Source organism: Paenibacillus barengoltzii NBRC 101215 (assembly GCF_004000745.1).
GTDB lineage: Bacteria > Bacillota > Bacilli > Paenibacillales > Paenibacillaceae > Fontibacillus > Fontibacillus barengoltzii.
Map to the genome: position 1 here is coordinate 1 of NZ_BILV01000079.1, position 17,609 is coordinate 17,609.

The 17,609-nt window shown below is 52.9% G+C and carries 14 protein-coding genes and 1 pseudogene; 2 read left to right on the top strand and 13 right to left on the bottom strand.

The features are described from left to right. A pseudogene (locus tag PBA01S_RS18570) lies at nucleotides 1-238 on the top strand (transposase); the annotation flags it as partial. A gap of 827 nt (nucleotides 239-1,065) precedes the next feature. On the opposite strand, the gene nadE reads toward PBA01S_RS18570, so the two are convergent. From nadE to PBA01S_RS18585, 3 genes are all read right to left on the bottom strand, one after another. Further along, nucleotides 1,066-1,875 carry an NAD(+) synthase gene (gene nadE / locus PBA01S_RS18575; RefSeq protein ID WP_016313560.1) on the bottom strand — a complete coding sequence of 270 codons (810 nt, stop codon included), beginning with the start codon at nucleotides 1,873-1,875 and terminating at the stop codon, nucleotides 1,066-1,068. Nucleotides 1,876-2,003: 128 nt separating this feature from the next. Then, entirely contained in the window at nucleotides 2,004-2,438 is a 435-nt protein-coding gene (locus PBA01S_RS18580; protein ID WP_016313561.1) for a BrxA/BrxB family bacilliredoxin, read from the bottom strand. A gap of 143 nt (nucleotides 2,439-2,581) precedes the next feature. Further along, nucleotides 2,582-4,279: a two-component system sensor histidine kinase NtrB gene (locus tag PBA01S_RS18585; RefSeq protein ID WP_127576503.1), complete on the bottom strand. Its 1,698-nt coding sequence runs from the start codon at nucleotides 4,277-4,279 to the stop codon at nucleotides 2,582-2,584. Between the two features lie 130 nt (nucleotides 4,280-4,409). Between PBA01S_RS18585 and PBA01S_RS18590 the strand changes: the two genes are divergently transcribed. Then, a complete protein-coding gene (locus PBA01S_RS18590; RefSeq protein WP_016313563.1) occupies nucleotides 4,410-5,678 on the top strand; it encodes a BaiN/RdsA family NAD(P)/FAD-dependent oxidoreductase in 1,269 nt (422 codons plus the stop codon). 63 nt (nucleotides 5,679-5,741) lie between these two features. Here PBA01S_RS18590 and PBA01S_RS18595 read toward each other — a convergent pair whose 3' ends face one another. From PBA01S_RS18595 to PBA01S_RS18640, 10 genes are all read right to left on the bottom strand, one after another. Next, nucleotides 5,742-6,302, bottom strand: a complete 561-nt coding sequence (locus PBA01S_RS18595; RefSeq protein WP_051416837.1) for an HAD family hydrolase — start codon at nucleotides 6,300-6,302, stop codon at nucleotides 5,742-5,744. Further along, nucleotides 6,299-7,315, bottom strand: coding sequence for an ABC transporter ATP-binding protein (locus tag PBA01S_RS18600; RefSeq protein WP_127576504.1), 1,017 nt, complete (start codon nucleotides 7,313-7,315; stop codon nucleotides 6,299-6,301). The genes PBA01S_RS18595 and PBA01S_RS18600 overlap by 4 nt, the downstream gene beginning before the upstream one ends. After that, nucleotides 7,312-8,355 (bottom strand): ABC transporter ATP-binding protein, encoded by a 1,044-nt coding sequence (locus tag PBA01S_RS18605; RefSeq protein WP_127576505.1) that lies wholly within the window; start codon nucleotides 8,353-8,355, stop codon nucleotides 7,312-7,314. The genes PBA01S_RS18600 and PBA01S_RS18605 overlap by 4 nt, the downstream gene beginning before the upstream one ends. Before the next feature lie 34 nt (nucleotides 8,356-8,389). Then, nucleotides 8,390-9,553 (bottom strand): ABC transporter permease, encoded by a 1,164-nt coding sequence (locus PBA01S_RS18610; protein ID WP_084628816.1) that lies wholly within the window; start codon nucleotides 9,551-9,553, stop codon nucleotides 8,390-8,392. A gap of 2 nt (nucleotides 9,554-9,555) precedes the next feature. Next, on the bottom strand, nucleotides 9,556-10,554 hold the full coding sequence (locus tag PBA01S_RS18615) for an ABC transporter permease (protein WP_016313568.1): 999 nt from the start codon (nucleotides 10,552-10,554) through the stop codon (nucleotides 9,556-9,558). Nucleotides 10,555-10,651: 97 nt separating this feature from the next. Continuing rightward, the gene (locus tag PBA01S_RS18620) at nucleotides 10,652-12,622 is read right to left on the bottom strand and encodes an ABC transporter substrate-binding protein (RefSeq protein WP_255315391.1); all 1,971 of its coding nucleotides are present in this window, start codon (nucleotides 12,620-12,622) and stop codon (nucleotides 10,652-10,654) included. 477 nt (nucleotides 12,623-13,099) lie between these two features. Further along, nucleotides 13,100-14,128, bottom strand: coding sequence for a LacI family DNA-binding transcriptional regulator (locus PBA01S_RS18625; RefSeq protein ID WP_016313570.1), 1,029 nt, complete (start codon nucleotides 14,126-14,128; stop codon nucleotides 13,100-13,102). 90 nt (nucleotides 14,129-14,218) lie between these two features. Continuing rightward, on the bottom strand, nucleotides 14,219-15,055 hold the full coding sequence (iolB, locus tag PBA01S_RS18630) for a 5-deoxy-glucuronate isomerase (protein ID WP_028538047.1): 837 nt from the start codon (nucleotides 15,053-15,055) through the stop codon (nucleotides 14,219-14,221). Nucleotides 15,056-15,059: 4 nt separating this feature from the next. Then, nucleotides 15,060-16,109: an inositol 2-dehydrogenase gene (iolG, locus tag PBA01S_RS18635; RefSeq protein WP_016313572.1), complete on the bottom strand. Its 1,050-nt coding sequence runs from the start codon at nucleotides 16,107-16,109 to the stop codon at nucleotides 15,060-15,062. Nucleotides 16,110-16,138: 29 nt separating this feature from the next. Beyond that, nucleotides 16,139-17,590 carry a CoA-acylating methylmalonate-semialdehyde dehydrogenase gene (locus PBA01S_RS18640; protein ID WP_028538049.1) on the bottom strand — a complete coding sequence of 484 codons (1,452 nt, stop codon included), beginning with the start codon at nucleotides 17,588-17,590 and terminating at the stop codon, nucleotides 16,139-16,141. Nucleotides 17,591-17,609: the final 19 nt, after the last annotated feature.

Sequence of the window (17,609 nt, forward strand, 5' to 3'; positions counted from 1 at the left end):
TAGAGCGGCGTGGAATTCGCTGAAACGTACCTATGTTGCCTTGGGGCTAACCCATTTGCAAGCCTATTTGAATGAATACACCGTCCGCCGTTACCTACGTATGTCAGATTCCGAACAAGAAATGCGCTTTTCCCTGCTGCAGATGTGTGTATCCATTCCTGCAATCCCTTACCGCCAGTTAATCAAACGCCATCAGAACGCGCACCATCAGAAGCCGTTCTTTACAGCAGCGGCTTAAAATTACTATGCTATCGAGATATGAGTGGGGTCATAATGAGGCGGCAATGAGACACTAGTGAGGTGCTTACTAGGGAGGTGCTAGGTGCTTATTAGGTGCTATTATGGTGCAAAATGCTAGTGGACGGTTATGTGATTATGATCGTAAGGGGGCTAATGGGATACTTATTGGATACTTATTGGATACTTATTGGATACTTATTGGATACTTATTGGATACTTATTTAGATACTATACTTATTTAGATACTTAATTTAGATACTTATTAGATACTTACTAGTGCTTGGTAGTGCTTGCTAGTACTTGTTCGATATTTATTCGATGTTTATTCGATGCTTGTTCTAACTGATTCTTAAATACTTGCTCGATGCTTATTGTATACGAGTGAGTTACTAATGATACTAATGGAAGTACTGGCGCGTCTACTCCCATCCCTTCTCTTTCTTCCATTCCACTAACTGACTCAACGGGATAATCATCAAAAGAGGGTGGCGGAGAGAGAAGAGGCCAGAGTCCCCCTGTTGAAACGATCTCAACCCATTGATTTCCTTGCAATTTCTTATTGCTACCAATTTCCCTTGCTAGTAATAACTACTGCCGTGCAGATCTGCTACTTTGTTTCACTCACCGCCTGAGGCAACGGGATAATCACTGAAAGAGGGCGGCCGGAATACTAGCTGCGTACACTTTTCCTGAAAAAAAGCGGGCTCCGGGCAATAGCGCCCGGGCCCGCGTAACGCGTTGAGGGTGGCGATAACTTTAATTGGCGATGGCGTGCCGTTTGAGTCCATGCCTATCACACAACGACACTCCTGCGCCTATGTTGAATTAAATGCCTGGGATTGGGCTGCGTTTATGCTCAGTCTTGCGGTAGAAGGCCTCTAGGCGCTCTTGGACGGCTGGATCGATCTGCTTGCCTTCCAGATAATCGCTGTTATCTTCGTAGCTGATTCCGAGCTCCTTCTCGTCCGTTTGTCCTTCCCACAGACCAGCGGTTGGCGCCTTGTCGATTACGCTTTGCGGTACGCCGAGGCGGACGGCAAGCTGACGAACTTGACGTTTGTTCAGTGAGCTGAGCGGCGTCACGTCAACGGCTCCATCCCCCCATTTGGTGTAAAAGCCGGTAATTGCTTCAGAAGCATGGTCGGTACCCACAACGAGCAGGTTCAGCTCAAAAGCCAGCGCATATTGCATGACCATCCGGGTCCGTGCTTTCACGTTACCTTTGCCTTGCGGGCTGAGGTGACGGGATTGCCCGATATTTTTCAGGCTGTGCTCGACTTCGAGGGCGATTTCATCTACAGCTTCCTCAATATTCGTCTCCACGGTATGTTCAAGGCCAAACGCCTTGGCCACCTCGTAGCTGTGCTCGATGTCCTCCTGCTTCCCGTAAGGCTGGAATACGCCCAGTGTCATGTATGGTTGGCCGGTCTCCTGCGTCAGCTCGTCCGTTGCCCGTTTACACAAGCCGGTGGTTACTGCACTATCAATCCCGCCGCTGATCGCGATTAATAAACCGGTCGTGCGTGCCGCTTTGACCTGCTCCTTCAAAAAGTCAACCCGACGGCGAATTTCCTCATCCACATCAATGACAGGTTTAACCCCAAGCCGTTTAATGATTTCCTGCTGCAAACTCATCTTAAATCCCTCCACATCCAAGATATAACATTTCATGTCAGTAGTATGCCCTAAATCGAAAAACGCCCCAAACCATCCAGACAAGCTGGATGGCGGGGCGAAAGCGACTGATTAACGGCCGCTACAGCTTATCGGCAGAAGCGGTCGAACGCGCTGGTCAGATCAGCGGCGATTTCTTCAGCCGAACGGTCTTCAATTTGGTGACGTTCGATGAAATGGACGAGCTCGCCGTCCTTCATCAAAGCGATCGAAGGCGAAGACGGCGGATACGGTGCGAAATATTCGCGTGCTTTCGCCGTAGCTTCTTTATCTTGACCGGCAAACACGGTAAACAAGTGGTCCGGTGTCACATCATGCTGCAACGCCTTTGCTACGCCCGGGCGGCATTGTCCCGCTGCGCATCCGCAAACGGAATTGACAACGACCAGCGCAGTGCCTTTCGCATTAGGCAACTGTTCTTCGACTTCCTCCGGCGTACGCAGTTCTTGAATCCCCAGCACGGTTAATTCGTCTCTCATCGGTTGTACCATGTCTCTCATATATTGATCAAATGACATCGACATTACCCATCACTCCTTATGCATAATCATATGGCTCTATTTTGAGCTCTCGCACTCGCCTCGCTCTTAGCCAGATTAATTTAATTATACATTCATAGGGAAGGAAAGCAACTCTGCTGATCGACGTCAAATGACCCAACCCCGACTTAAGAGAGTGGGAAAAGAACGGTAAAGGTTGTGCCTTGACCCTCTGTTGAATCGACGGTAATTTTGCCGCCGTGGCGTTCGACGATGCTAAGGCATAACGCCAGCCCCAGCCCTGTTCCCTTCGCTTTCGTCGTAAAAAATGGCTCAAACAGCTTCTCTCGCTGCCCGGAAGGAATCCCAGGCCCTGTGTCGCTGACCATCAGGAGGCCCCCCTGATTAGTAACGCGGGTCTCTATAGTGAGCTGCCCTTTTTCGGTCATCGCCTCCATCGCATTACGCGACAGATTTAAGATCAGCTGCTTGATCTCTTTGGCATTCAGCAACAATTCCGGCATGGAATCATCCAGCTTGACCTCAATCGTTTGACCGCGGAGGTTCGCATCTGCCCAAAGCAACGGCGTCAGTTCCTTAATGATATCGTGGAGATGGCATTTCTCGCTTTCAACCGGACGATTCTGCGCCAGGGAAAGAAAGTCATTGATGATGCCATTGGCCCGATCGAGCTCCTCCATCACGATGCGGTAGTAATGATCCAACGTTGGCGGGCTTTTCTCGCGCATGAGCTGCAGAAAGCCCCGCACCACCGCCATCGGATTGCGGATTTCGTGCGTGATCCCGGCAGCCATCTGACCCACCAGACTCAGCCGCTCCACATGGTTCAGCTCCATCCGCAGCGTTTCCAGTTCGGTGATATCCTGAACGATAGCTACCGCACCGATCACTTCGTTGGATTTGCTTTTTTGAATCGGAGACGTACTGGTAAAATAAATATGATTATCCGCTTTGATCAAGTCGGTCACTTTCGTTTGCCCTTCGAGCGACTGCTCGACTCGGGAGGCGATGGACTCAATCGGCACGCCGCTGAGCACATCGCTCAACCGGCGCAGCAGCAGATCCTCGCGTCGCGATTCGTTCGGCTCTTTTTGGTACGTCCGATAGAGTTGGAGAAACGTTTCATTTATCGATATAATATAACCTTGTTGATCCAACAGAACGATACCTAATGGAGCAGCGTCCATCATTTGTTGAAGCTTCTCCGCTTCACGGAAATATTCGCGCGACAGCTCCATCACTTGGTCGCGCAGCTTCTCCTTCTCCATGGTGCTTTCGATCATGTAAACGAACAAGCTGCCAACTACCATCGTGACCAACACATTAATGAATCCATTCGTTAAAGCGTTAAGGTCTGAATTAAATGATAGACTTCCGGTCAAAAATGGAGACATGCCAATCATCGTCTCTCCGCCCATAAAGTAAAGAGAGAGGATGGCCACTTTGCCCTGGCGACCGGTTCTTTTGAAATCACGGGAAGTGAGTAGAACAAATGGATACAGGAGAATTCCCGTCTCCATGATAAACCCGATAAGGGTGTAATTTACTGCAAACAGAGGATGAAGTATGATCTGCAGCAGAGCTAAAGCAACCCCGTCCCGGAACCGACCATACAGCATGAGAGCAAAAAGGGGCAATATCCCGAAATTTAATGGGATAACTTCCCATAACCGTGAGGCAAAGATATCGCAAAGCAGCATGCTGGACAAGCAGGTATACATTAAGCCAACGGCGTATGAATGTCCCTCAGTGCTACGGTTGTTATGAGGCCAGCAGCAATTCGTTTTCTCAAACGTCAACGGAAATAGAAATGCAGGCAAACTGGCGATCAGGACTTGAAGCAGGATCTCTTTAACAACATCCACGTTCTCCCTCCTCTGGCGGAAGAATACAAGAATACGACTCTAGTTTCGATTAAATCATAGCCGACAAAGTTTTACAATAATTCATGATTTATTAAATAGTAAGAATAGTACAAATAGAGAGGATATCTACATGAAAAAAGCAGATGTCATCGTCATCGGCGGCGGCCCCTCCGGTCTGATGGCCGCCATCGCGGCAAGTGAGCAGGGTGCAAAGGTTCTTTTAGTGGACAAGGGAGACAAGTTAGGACGGAAATTAGGCATCTCCGGCGGCGGAAGATGTAATGTCACCAATAACAAGGAGCTGGATGAGCTCATCCAGTTTATTCCCGGTAACGGCCGTTTCCTCTACAGTGCTTTAAGCACGTTCGGCAATAAAGAGATCATCGCCTTCTTTGAAGGACTTGGAATCAAGCTCAAAGAGGAAGATAACGGGCGAATGTTCCCTGTCTCTGATAAAGCCAAAACCGTGGTCGATGCGCTGATCAACCAAGTGCGCTCGCAAGGCGTACAAATCCGGGTCAACAGCCCCGTCGCAGAAGTGCTCTACGACAATGGTCAAACTGTGGGCGTCAAGCTAAAAACCGGAGAAGTGCTGGAGAGCCATGCGGTGATTATCGCTGTAGGAGGCAAATCCGTCCCGCATACCGGGTCGACCGGTGACGGATATGCTTGGGCCGAAAAAGCCGGTCACACGATTACTGAACTGTTCCCGACCGAAGTTCCGCTTACTTCGAATGAACCTTTTATCCAAAGCAAGGAGCTGCAAGGGCTGTCCTTAAGAAACGTCTCCCTTTCCGTATGGAACCCTAAGGGCAAGAAGCTGATCGAGCACTATGGCGATATGCTGTTTACACACTTCGGGATATCAGGACCAATTGCTTTACGGTGCAGCCAGTTCGTCGTCAAAGCGCTAAAGCAGTTTGGCACTGGCAATATTGAAGTTTCCATTGACTTTACTCCTGATAAAACGAAGAATGAAGTCTACAACGAAACGCTGAAGCTTGCTGAACAAGATCCCAAAAAATCAATTAAAAACGTATTAAAAGCGTATTTGCCAGAGAAAATCATCCCGATCCTGTTGCAAAAAGCCGAATTAGACCCTCTCCTGACTTACGCGAATATTCCAAAGCAAAAGTGGCTGCAATTTGCCCAGTTGGTTAAACGTTTCCCGATTCGGGTCTACGGAACGTTATCGATTGAAGAAGCCTTCGTAACGGGCGGCGGTGTGAATATAAAAGAAATCGATCCTAGAACGATGCAATCGAAACTGATGCCAGGACTTTATTTCTGCGGAGAAATTCTGGACGTTCACGGCTATACCGGCGGATATAACATTACGGCAGCTTTCTCAACCGGATATACGGCCGGCCGCAACGCTGCGTTGAGTGCGGGCCACTAAACCGATCGTTAAAACCAAAAACGGGACGCAGCGGAATAGCTCCGCTGCGTCCCGCTTTTTTCATCACGAGGATAGTTGTCTATCCAATTTTTCTGCCAGCTCGATCAGCTCAAGTGGAGTCTCAATCGTGTAACGCGGAATCTCCGAATCGTCTGCTGGCGTCTTCGGATAACGCGGCGTCCAGCTGAGGAACACGCTCGTAATGCCGAGTGCGTTCGCTCCTTTCACGTCGCGGCTGAGGTTGTTGCCGACCATAATGATTCGGGGGATATCGGCTTCCTCCAACTCCATGGCGCCCATCGCGGCCTTGAACATCCTTGGGCTGGGTTTCGTGGCCCGGATGTTCTCGGAATAGATCAGCGTCTCGAAGCATTCATAGATCCCGTTTCGGGTCAGCAGGTTTTTGAAGGACTGCGCGGCGCCGTCGGCGACGATAGCCAGCCGAAATCCCCGCTCCGCCAATGTCTTGACCATCACGTTCGCGCCGGGAATGACCCGGCCGTCCAGTACGATGCCCTCCTCGTCTCGAGTCTCCGAGCTTTCGTCAATAATCGTATCCCCGCAATCCAGGAAAATAATGAGCTTTCTCGGATTCGGATTTGCTGGGGCATGTTCAACAATCATATCGTTACACCTCTTAAGTTTAATTGTTCTGCATAGTGGCAGGCCACGGAATGGCTGCTGTTAATCTCTCGCAGTTCCGGCGATTGCTGCATACACTTCTCGGTCCGGTAAGCACAACGCGGATGGAAATGGCAGCCGCTTGGCGGATGGGCCGGATTTGGCACCTCTCCTTCCAAAATGATCCGGCTATGGTTCGCTTCCGGATCAGGCTGCGGCACGGCCGACATCAAGGCTTCCGTATATGGATGCTTGGGAGCCTCGAACAGCTCCTTGGTTGGCGCCAACTCCACAATACGTCCCAAGTGCATGACGGCCACACGATCTGATATGTTCTGCACAATGGACAAGTCGTGCGAGATAAATAAGTACGTAATCTTGAACTGTTCCTGCAGATCCTTAAGCAGATTAATGATCTGCGCTTGGATGGACACGTCCAGCGCAGACACCGCCTCATCGCAGACAATGAGCCGCGGCTTCATAATCAGTGCACGAGCGATCGCGATCCGCTGCCGTTGGCCGCCGGAGAACGCGTGCGGGTAGCGGCGCAGGTAACTGGGGTTGAGGCCGGCTTTTTCCGCGATATCCTTCACTCTCTCCTCAACTTCATCTCGACTCAGCTTGAAGTTCGCAACGAGCGGCTCCGAAATAATATCGAACACGCTCATGCGCGGGCTAAGGGAGGAATACGGATCCTGAAAAATCATCTGGATATCTCTACGCAGCCGCTTGGCTTCCTTCCCCTTTAACTTCAAGAAGTCAACGCGTTCATCCTCCTCAGTACGGTAAATGACTTGCCCGGAGGTAGCGGGAATCCCTCGGACCAGACAACGACCTAGCGTCGTTTTGCCGCAACCTGATTCCCCGACGATACTTAGCGTCTCCCCTTCGTACATCTCAAACGAGATGTCATTCAGGACTTGGACCTTTGTTGGCTTCGCGAAGATCTTCGCTGACTTCGGCTTAACCTGAAATTCTTTGTTTAACCCGACGACGTCAAGCAGCGCGTTGGTCATGGCGTTTCGCCTCCTTGCGGTTCCGAATACAGGAAGCATCTGACCGAATGCCCTTCGGAGATCGAGGTCATCGGCACGGCGGCCGCATTACAGACCCCTTCGATGCGGTCCTTGCAGCGTTCATAGAAGCCGCACATCGGCGGCATGTCGATCGCCATCGGCACCGAGCCTTCGATGGACTCGAGGCGCTTCTCCTTGCCGCCCCCAAGCCGCGGCATCGATCGCATTAAGCCTTTGGTGTACGGATGCTTGGGATTGCGGAACAATTCCTTCACCGGCGCCTGCTCGACGATCTTGCCAAGGTACATCACCGCGACCTCGTCACACATTTGAGCGATGATGCCAAGGTCGTGCGTGACGAGCAAGATCGACATGCCAAATTCCTGCTGAAGCGCCCGCATCAGTTCAAGCACCTGCGCCTGAATCGTCACATCCAGCGCTGTCGTTGGCTCGTCGGCGATCAAGAGCTCGGGGTTGCACGACAGCGCCATCGAGATCATCGCGCGCTGCCGCATGCCTCCCGAAAACTCGTGCGGATATTGATCGAACCGCTTCTCCTCGTCCGAAATGCCGACCTTGGATAGCATTTCAAGCGCGATTTTTTTGGCTTCCTTCTTATCCTTCGTCCGGTGTATCCGAATCGCTTCCACAATCTGATTACCGATCGTATACATCGGAGAGAAGGCCGTCATCGGCTCTTGAAAGATCATGGAGATGCGGCGGCCGCGAATGGAGCGGATAGCCTTGCCATTGGGTTCAAGGGAAAGGATGTCAACCTCCTTCCCCTCCTTGGTGTCGGTTGGACGGTAGACAATCGAGCCCGTCGTCTCGCATTCCTTCGGATTCAGGTTGATGAGCGAGCGGCTGGTAAGACTTTTTCCGCAGCCGGACTCACCTACGAGCCCTAAGGTCTTCCCTTTATAGATATCAAAATCAACCCCGTCAACAGCATGCATGACGCCGTTGTCCATCTGGATGCGGATCTTCAAGTTTCGTACCGAGAGCAGCGGCTGCTCGGCGACTAAGGTTTGTGTTGTCATACGGTCACCTCGCTCGCTTCATAGTATCGTCAGATCATTTCTTGTACGGATCGGCGGCATCCCGCATCCCGTCACCTAGGAAGTTGTAAGTCAGCACGGTAAGAATCACGATCCCCAGCGGGAACAACTTCCACGGATACAAAGCGACGTTCTCAATCTGCTGGGCTTCCTGCAGCAATACGCCCCAGCTAGTCGCAGGAGAGCGGATACCCAGCCCAAGGAAGCTCATGGCCGTCTCGGAGAGAATCATGCCGGGAATCGCCAGCGTCGTCGCCACAACGAGATAGCTGATAAATCCGGGCAGCAAATGCTTGATAATGATTTTGGCGTCGCTGACTCCGGCAATTTTGGCGGCGATGACGTAATCTTCATTTTTCAGCGAGATGAACTTGCCCCGGACAACGCGTGCCAGATCGGTCCAGCCGATCAACGCAAAGATAATTACGATGTAAAAATACATCGTCACCACCGGAATGCGCGGCGGAATCGCCGCCGATAACGCCATCCACAGCGGAAGCGTCGGGAATGAGCGGATAATCTCGATGATCCGTTGGATTAGCGAATCAATCCAGCCGCCGAAGTAACCGGAGATGCCGCCCAGGATGAGGCCGATCACGAAGCTGATCCCCACCCCGACCAGCGGGATCGACAGCGAGATTTGACTGCCCAGGACGATACGGGAAAATAAATCCCTCCCCATCCCATCCGTGCCTAGCAGGAAGATCCGGCCCGGCTGTTCCACCCCCAGCAGGTGAATGTCGGTACGGAACAATCCAAGGAACTTGTATTCTTCGCCTTTGACGAACAGCTGCAGCGGATAGGTCTTCTCCTCGTTGTTCACGAAGATTTTGCGCATCGTCTCCGGGTCCCGATCAGACTTTAATTCATAGACAAACGGGCGTAGATGGAACTTACCCTCGGCGTCAACGAAACGCAGCAACGTCGGCGGCGCATTGACGTATTTACTGTCATAGCTTTGCAGACTGTAAGGTGCAATAAATTGAGCGAACAACGCGACAAGATACAGAACTCCGAGAATGACCAGGCTGATCCGGGCCAGCTTGTGCTTCTTAAACCGCAGATACATCAGCTTCCATTGCGAGCTGTAGTTCAGATCAATGTTGTTTTTCCGCTTCGCCGGCCTCGATACTTTGTTGTTTGTCGGAGTTTTTTTCTTAAATATCGTCGATGGGTTCATAGTCAATTACCTCTGAACTCTGTACGAATTTTCGGATCAAGCCAAGCCAGCAAAATATCCGAGATCAACGTCCCCAACACGGTGAGCAGCGCCATAAACAACAGCCATGTCCCGGCCAGGTACATATCTTGGCTCAGCAGCGCTTTGTACATGACCGGTCCCTGGATCGGCAGGTTCAGTACGATCGCGGTAATGGTCGAACCGGTAAAAATCGAGGACAATGACCAGCCCAGCGTGCTTACGATTGGGTTCAAGGCAGAGCGCGTCGGGTATTTGAACAGGATTTTCAGATTGGATACGCCCTTGGCGCGGGCGGTGACGATGCTCGGCTTGTTCAGCTCATCGAGCATCTGGCCTCTCATGACGCGGATCAAATCCGCGGTATGCGCAATCCCGATGACGATCACAGGGATGATCAAATGCTTCATCAAATCCACCACTTTGTCCATCGACCACGGCGCATTGACGTACTCGGGCGAGAACAGTCCAAGCAGCGGGTCCCCAAACCATTTGTACGAGAAGAACATCAGAATGATAGCCAGCAGGAAGTTGGGAGTCGCCATGCCGATAAAACTGAGACCTGAGAAGAAATAGTCCCCGGCGGAATACTGTTTAACCGCGGTATAAATGCCAATCGGAATCGCAACGATATAGTGAAAAAACAACGTAACAAACGAGACCACCAACGTCAGCCCCATATACTGCTTAATCACGTCTAACACCGGTTTGTTGTAGCTAAAGGAAAAGCCAAAATCACCGTGCAGCACGATTTTTTTGATCCAGACCGCATACTGCTCGTATACGGGTCCGCTAAGCCCCAGATTTTCCCTCATCTCCTCCATTTCCTCCGCCGTCATGTTGTCGCCCGCGGCTGCCATTTGCGCCGCATAAGTAGACACGTAGTCTCCGGGAGGAAGCTGAATAATATAGAAGACGATGAACGAAATCAGGATCACGACCGGAATGGCCAATACAATCCGCTTGAGTATATATTGAAGCATCTGTCATCAGTCCCCTCCAATGCGATTAACGCGTGCCTTCAGGATGGAAGAACGGCACGGGGAGTCCTTCATTCCCCGCCGCCGACTCCCTACCGAGTTACTGCTTCAGGAAAAACTGCGCCGGATGCCCGTGTCCTAAGGAACGAAATTCGTCGGCCCATACCGCTTTCTCCGGAACATTACGCATCTTGTTGCTGGCGACAACCAGCGCTGGCGTTGGTCCGGCGTAACCGATGACCCACTGATTATCCATATGAACCTTGTAGATTTCATTCGCAATGCGATTGATGTCATCCTTGGAATTGCTAGCCTTGAGCTGTGCCCAAAGATCCAAAATTTTGGCGACATCCCCTTCCGGCTTAAAGCCCTCTTTGCCGCCGGACTCCGTATACAGACCGTAATGACCAAACCACGGTGTGATCACACGCAGCGGCACAAGCGTATCTGGGCGGAACGAGATGTTCACGACAGAAATCGCTTCCGTGTTTATCGGGACCTCGTTGGCATATTTCAGATCGTTATATGCACCGGATTCGACAACCTTCACATTGAACTTGAGTCCCATATCCTCAAAATACTTCTTCAAAAGTTCCAAGAAGGAGTCGGCGTTTGTACTGGATTCGATGTCCGTTAAGGTCAGATCCGAGCCGTCCGGGAACGTGCGGAAGCCATCCTTGCCGCGTTTTAGGCCGATTTCATCCAGCAACTGGTTCGCGCGCTCGGGATCATACTCCGCCCACTTCTGCGCCCAGCCCTCTTGGTATCCGAACACTCCTTCAGGAACGGACGCTTGCACCGGGTCGGCGATGCCGTTCGTCACGATTTCGGTGATCTCGTTGCGATCCACCCCGATCGACAGCGCCTCGCGGAAACGAATATCCCGGAACAGCTCGCGCAGCTTCGGATCTTTCGTCGTCTGATTGAGCTGAATCCCCGCACTCGTCCAGCTGGGTTGGGTCCATTGCAATACGCGGAAATCGCCCTTCTTCTCGTTTTCCTTCAGAATCGTAAAGTCTTTAGCCCCGAAGGTTGCCAGATTGTAGTTGCCAGCCAGCGTACCAAGCAAAATCTGGCTCGGATCCTGAATCTTGGTCACGACAATGCGATCCAAGTAAGGCAGTTGACGACCTTCGGCGTCAGTTTTCCAATAATAGGGGTTACGCTCCATCACGAACTGGTCGCTGTTTGGATCCGTGGCGGCAACCCAAGGGCGCAGCGTTGGAATTTGCGGATGCAGCCAGTAATAGTAGCCGGTGTCGACGAGGAACGCCTTCACATCCTCATAGCCCCACTCCCTGGCGATTTCGGCTGTTTTCGCCTCGCCAACAAACTCTGGAAGGATCGTCTTGTGGAAGTGCGCCGGTGCAAAAAACCACTTATTATCAATCGCAACCCGCTCAAGGAACTGTACATTCGGATACTTGTGCGTCACTGTGAAGGTGTAGTCGTCGACCTTCTTCACTTCTGCGAGCGCTCTTTCGCCTGTGACTGGATCTACCGAGTAATAGGCGTCATAGATCTTTTTGCCAAACGTTTCTTTGGTCAGCATGTGCTCCCAATAAAACAACACATCATCGGCTGTAAATGGCATGCCGTCCGACCATTTCATGCCTTCGCGCAGATGAATCGTAAACACCGTAGAGTCCTCGTTCACTTCGTAGCTCTTCGCTACGTTAGGCTCCACCCCGGTGCCGTCCGCATTGAAGCGGAACAACGCCTCCTCTGTTGGCTGCCCGACAGCCCATTTATCGCCCGGCCCCGTCCAGGCCATCGTCCAGTCTCCACCGTATTGACCAAGTTCCTCCACGACCGGCTCGACCATGATGTCTTCAGCCTTCGGGAGTCTCTCCTCCAGCTTCGGCAGCTTGCCCTCTGCCACGAGTTTCGCGAGCTCGGGAGCTTCCTTGCTGTCCGTGTTGACTCCGCCTGCCACGGGCTTCGACTGTTCGCCCTTCGATGAATTGTTGGACTTCGCTGCATCGGGCGCCGCCGCATTATTCCCGTCGCATCCTGCGAAAATGACAGCTATCGTTAAAAGAAGCGTCCCTAACATTCCGGACTTTTTCACGATTAACCCCTCCATTAATGATTTGGCATCCTGTTCTGCCCTTCTGGCTGTCATTTGGCACTCCAAGTGCCTCGGCCTCACCCCCCCGCAAGAATCAGCGGCTTCCCATGGCGCCTATCACCCATGGACACGAGATTTCCGCCCCTCCATTTTGTAAGCGCTTAATATTGTTTTGGATGAAAAAGTTGGAAATCCGAAGTTGCAGTTGTATATCGGTCCCATATCTGAAGAGTTTTTTTATTCAATTTCTTGCGAAGATGAGTCCTGATTTTTGGCGGTAAGAGCTGTGTTTGGAGGTAGTGCTGGTATCTGGATAGATGCAACGGTGAGTGATGATTACGATGGATAGGTTATATGCGTTTGTTATGTGGAGTTTTAGGACAAGGATGACTAAAGCGTTGGTAGCGTTGGTAGGTAAGAACTGCGATACGGTTGCAAAGAAGCGGCATACCTGCGGCACGATGCTGCGAGCCGGCCTTAACAGCCGGCAGCTTCGTGTTGCACAGGTCCCGTAGATTCCCGTTCGATCAGCTTGGGTTCCATCACGATGCGTTGCTTGATGTCCTCGCTCCCTTCGTCCGGCGAAGAGAGAAGCAAGCCAAAGGCCAGCTTCGCCATTTCGTCCGTCGGCTGGGCGATCGTGGTCAGCGTCGGATTCGTGACCGTTGACAAAATCGTGTTGTCGAAGCCGATGATCGACAGCTGCTCCGGGACGCGGACACCGCATTCCCTAGCTGCCTGCAGCGCACCGATCGCCAGCATATCGTTGCAGCAGAAGATCGCTGTCGGCGGATTAGGCCCCGTAAGCAGCGTCGTCGCTGCTCGCTTGCCGTCCATGATCGTGGATTGGCAGGCAACGATCCGCTCGTCGTCCAGCGTCTTTCCGGCCTCGAACAACGCAAATCGGAACCCTCTCACACGCTCCTTACTGCTGCTGAACTTCGTGCTCTCCGACAAGATAGCAACATGCTCATGGCCAAGTTGCAGAAGATGCCCCGCCGCCAGCGAACCGCCCTTAAAGTCGTCCGTCAGCACACGATGCACATTGATATCCGACGCCTCCCGCGCGATCATTACGATCGGAACGGAATTTTCGGACAGTTGCGCAATAATGTTGGCGTTCTCAACGCCGGTGCCGATCAGCAGGCCGTCCACGCTTTTTTGCTCCAGCAGCTTGATGTATTTCTCGATGCGTTCGTCGTTATTATCGGTGCTGCATACAATGACGCTGTACCCTTCCTCATGAGCCATATCTTCCACAGCCCGGGCGATTTCGGAGAAGAACGGGTTCGACACATCCGGGATCAGCAGCCCCAGGGTATACGTCTTCTTCCCCATCAAAGCGGATGCGATGACGCTGGGCTTGTATTGAAGTCGCTCCATTACCTTAAAGATTTCTTCCCGCTTCTTCTTGCCCACGTTGCCTTTGCCGTTAATCACGTTGGAGACCGTCGCAATCGACACGCCCGCTTCTTTGGCAACGTCGTAAATCGTAGTCCCTTTCATAAACAACCTCATTTATTATCGGATAGTAGTCCGAGCGTTACCGCTCTCTATGGAGCTATTATCCGACGATTCATTTGCCTTTGCAAATGTTCAATCGGGTTGAGTCTGGCGCATTCCTGCCGATTCAAGCGTCCATGCGTGTTCCGGATCGTTGCGGATCCTCCAGGTTCGGACGGGACCAGCCATGACGTTGAGGTAATAGACATCGTAACCAGGAGGTGCAGACACCGGATGATAGCCCTTTGGTACGAGCACCGTCTCGCCGTTTCTTATCGCCATCGTTGAATCAAGCGACCGGTCATCCGTGTACACACGTTGAACGGCAAAACCCTGTGGCGGGTTCACCCGATAATAATACGTCTCCTCCAGCAGCGCTTCATCCGGCAAGGCATCCTGGTCATGCTTGTGCGGGGGATAGCTGGACCAATGTCCTGCAGGCGTAAACACCTCAACAACGAGCAAGCTATCCGCAGGCTGCTGTTCCGGCAAAATGTGATGAATATACCGCTGCGTTGCCCCTTCTCCCCGGACTTCGCTGTCCATATCCTCTGGCCCAATCAAACGGGCCGGATGACCGCTCTTCCGATCCGGAGCATGGCAGACCCCCAGCTCCAACTCGGTTACCGCTTCAACTTCGTATCGGTTGCCGCCCGGCACATAGACCGCATACGGGGGAATCCGCTCAAATACGCTCAACCGCTCGCCAACCGACTCCCACCTTGTCTCCGCCGTTGATACATGGGCTTTCCCTTCTATAATCACCAAGCAGTATTCCCGATCCTCTGTACTCCGTTCAATGGTCTCCCCAGGCTTCAGCCGGTACACCTCAAACCCGACATAGCTCCAACCGGCGGATTCCGGCGTCACCGATAGCAGCGGATGCTGGCCCGGCCCTCCCTTCTCAGGACGAACGATTAGATTTGACATCCTCTCATCTCCCTTCGCGTTCAGCATGGACCGATCCAGCAAGATCCAGCTCCGACAGCTTGACGATCCGGCGCTCCTGAAGCGACAGCTTCGCCGCCCGAGCGATCCGTTCCGCCTGCAACCCGTCCTCACCGTCAACTGGAACCGGTGTGCCGCTTAACACGCAGTCAATAAATTGCTGCGTCTCCAAAATGTACGCCTCGTTGTACCGCTCGAGGAAGAAGTACAACGGCTTATCGCTCTGTACGCCTGACGATGTGCTCAACACCACCGTATTGGCGTAGTCGTTGTCAGCAAATGCTGCACCCAGCGATCCAAACGCTTCTGCACGTTGATCGTAACCGTACGCCGCTTGACGGCTGCAGTCGATCACGCCCAGCGCCCCATTGGCGAAGCGCAACGTCACGATCGCCGTATCAACATCGTCGTATTCCGCAAATGCGGGATCAATTAACACCCCGCCGTGCGCGGACACCTCCACCACCTCGCTGCCGGACAAATAGCGCGCCATGTCGAAGTCATGGATCATCATGTCCATGAAAATGCCGCCGGACACTGCGATGTAGGCTTCCGGAGGTGGGCTCGGATCTCGGGACGTAATTTTAATGAGATGTACGTCACCGATGGCCCCTGACTCGACATGCTCGCGGACGCGGCGAAAATTGTGATCGAAGCGGCGGTTGAAGCCGACCTGCAGCTTCACGCCGGCACGGCGCACTTCCTCCAGCGCCTCCTCCGTCTGACGGATATCCATGCTGATTGGCTTTTCACAAAAAATATGCTTACCGTTTCTCGCAGCGCTCTTGATGAGTGGAACATGGCTGTCGGTGGACGAGCAGATGAATACCGCGTCGATGTCGGGATGATGAATAATGGCGTCGCTGCTTGTTGTGACGAGCGGAATCTCTCTCTCCCTTGCCCATTTCTCCAATTCGGCGTCCGCATACAAGTCGCTGATCGCAATGACCTCTGCCTGCGGCAGTCGTTTGAGATTGTCCGCGTGAATTTTGCCGATTCTCCCGGCGCCGATGACGCCGATTCTTAATTTATCCATGTCGTTCCTCCCACTTAGCTTCAGCTTGGTTACAACCAGCGAGCGGTCACCATTTTTTTGCGCGTATAAAATTCGACCCCGTCTGTGCCGTTCGCATGCAAGTCGCCGTAGAACGACTTCTTGTAACCGGAGAACGGGAAGAACGCCATCGGGGCAGGCACGCCCAAATTAATGCCCAGCATCCCGGCGTCAATGGTCTCGCGGAAGGTCCGCACGTTGGCGCCGCTGCTTGTGAACAGACAAGCCCCGTTCGCGAACTCCGAGCGGTTGGCGAGTTCGATTGCTTCCTCCAATGTCTTCGCCCGCATGACCGACAAGACCGGCGCAAAAATCTCATCTCGGCCAATCGCCATCTCGCCATTCACCTGATCAAAGATCGTGGGTCCGAGGAAAAAGCCTTCGCCGCTCGCCGCCGCATCTTCACGGCCATCCCGGACGAGCACAGCTCCTTCGGTAATGCCGCTTTCGATGTAGCCAATCGTCCGTTCCTTGTGGGACTGCCGAATGACCGGACCAAGGAGCACACCTTCGTCAAGGCCGTTGCCGATCTTGATCCGATCCGCTGCAGCAGACAGTCTGGCGACAAGTTCGTCCGCGACATCGCCAACGGCAACGACAACGGCACACGCCATGCAGCGCTCGCCCGCAGAGCCAAACGCCGCGCTGATGATCTCCTTGACGGCCAGGTCCAAATCCGCGTCCGGCATGACGATCGTGTAGTTTTTGGCTCCGGCCAAGGCCTGAACGCGTTTGCCGTGAGCTGCACCGGTCTTGTAGACATATTCCGCCACCGGCTGTGAGCCCACAAACGAGATCGCCTTGACGCCGGGATGCTGCAGCAAACCGTTTACGACATCGTGCGCACCGTGGACGACGTTCAGCACACCCGCCGGCAGGCCGGCCTCATGGAACAGTTCCGCCAGCCGGTTCGCCAGCAGCGGTGTCCGTTCGGACGGCTTGAGTACAAACGTATTGCCGCATGCAATGGCGAGCGGAAACATCCAGCAAGGCACCATCATCGGAAAATTAAACGGCGTGATGCCGCCGACAACTCCAAGGGGATACCGATACATACCGGATTCCAGGTTCGAGGCAATATCCGGCAGCTGCTTCCCCATCATCAGCGAAGGTGCGCCTGCGGCGAACTCGACACATTCGATCCCGCGCAACACCTCACCATGCGCCTCGTTAAAGCTCTTGCCATTCTCCTGCGTAATCAGGCGAGCTAATTCCTCCCAATGCTCAACAAGCAGCTGTTGGTACTTAAACAACACCCGTGCGCGGCGCGGAACCGGCGTCCGGCTCCACGTCGCAAACGCTTCGGCTGCAGCGGAAACCGCCTGATCCACCTCTGCCTGCGTAGACAACGGCACCTTCGCCAATACTTCGCCAGTTGCTGGGTTGTAGACATCCTCCGTTACTTCAGATGCGGACTTAACCCATTGTCCGCCGATCCAGTTGTTTAGCGTCGTTGAGTTCATAGCGCATGTTCTCCCCGTT

What these genes read in the sequence shown, in the direction of transcription:
- iolB (WP_028538047.1), bottom strand. Translation starts at nt 15,055, where the DNA reads ATGTCAAATCTAATCGTTCGTCCTGAGAAGGGAGGGCCGGGCCAGCAT.
- nadE (WP_016313560.1), bottom strand. Translation starts at nt 1,875, where the DNA reads ATGAGTTTGCAGCAGGAAATCATTAAACGGCTTGGGGTTAAACCTGTC.
- PBA01S_RS18615 (WP_016313568.1), bottom strand. Translation starts at nt 10,554, where the DNA reads ATGCTTCAATATATACTCAAGCGGATTGTATTGGCCATTCCGGTCGTG.
- PBA01S_RS18605 (WP_127576505.1), bottom strand. Translation starts at nt 8,355, where the DNA reads ATGACAACACAAACCTTAGTCGCCGAGCAGCCGCTGCTCTCGGTACGA.
- iolG (WP_016313572.1), bottom strand. Translation starts at nt 16,109, where the DNA reads ATGGATAAATTAAGAATCGGCGTCATCGGCGCCGGGAGAATCGGCAAA.
- PBA01S_RS18640 (WP_028538049.1), bottom strand. Translation starts at nt 17,590, where the DNA reads ATGAACTCAACGACGCTAAACAACTGGATCGGCGGACAATGGGTTAAG.
- PBA01S_RS18590 (WP_016313563.1), top strand. Translation starts at nt 4,410, where the DNA reads ATGAAAAAAGCAGATGTCATCGTCATCGGCGGCGGCCCCTCCGGTCTG.
- PBA01S_RS18625 (WP_016313570.1), bottom strand. Translation starts at nt 14,128, where the DNA reads ATGAAAGGGACTACGATTTACGACGTTGCCAAAGAAGCGGGCGTGTCG.
- PBA01S_RS18610 (WP_084628816.1), bottom strand. Translation starts at nt 9,553, where the DNA reads ATGAACCCATCGACGATATTTAAGAAAAAAACTCCGACAAACAACAAA.
- PBA01S_RS18600 (WP_127576504.1), bottom strand. Translation starts at nt 7,315, where the DNA reads ATGACCAACGCGCTGCTTGACGTCGTCGGGTTAAACAAAGAATTTCAG.
- PBA01S_RS18595 (WP_051416837.1), bottom strand. Translation starts at nt 6,302, where the DNA reads ATGATTGTTGAACATGCCCCAGCAAATCCGAATCCGAGAAAGCTCATT.
- PBA01S_RS18580 (WP_016313561.1), bottom strand. Translation starts at nt 2,438, where the DNA reads ATGTCGATGTCATTTGATCAATATATGAGAGACATGGTACAACCGATG.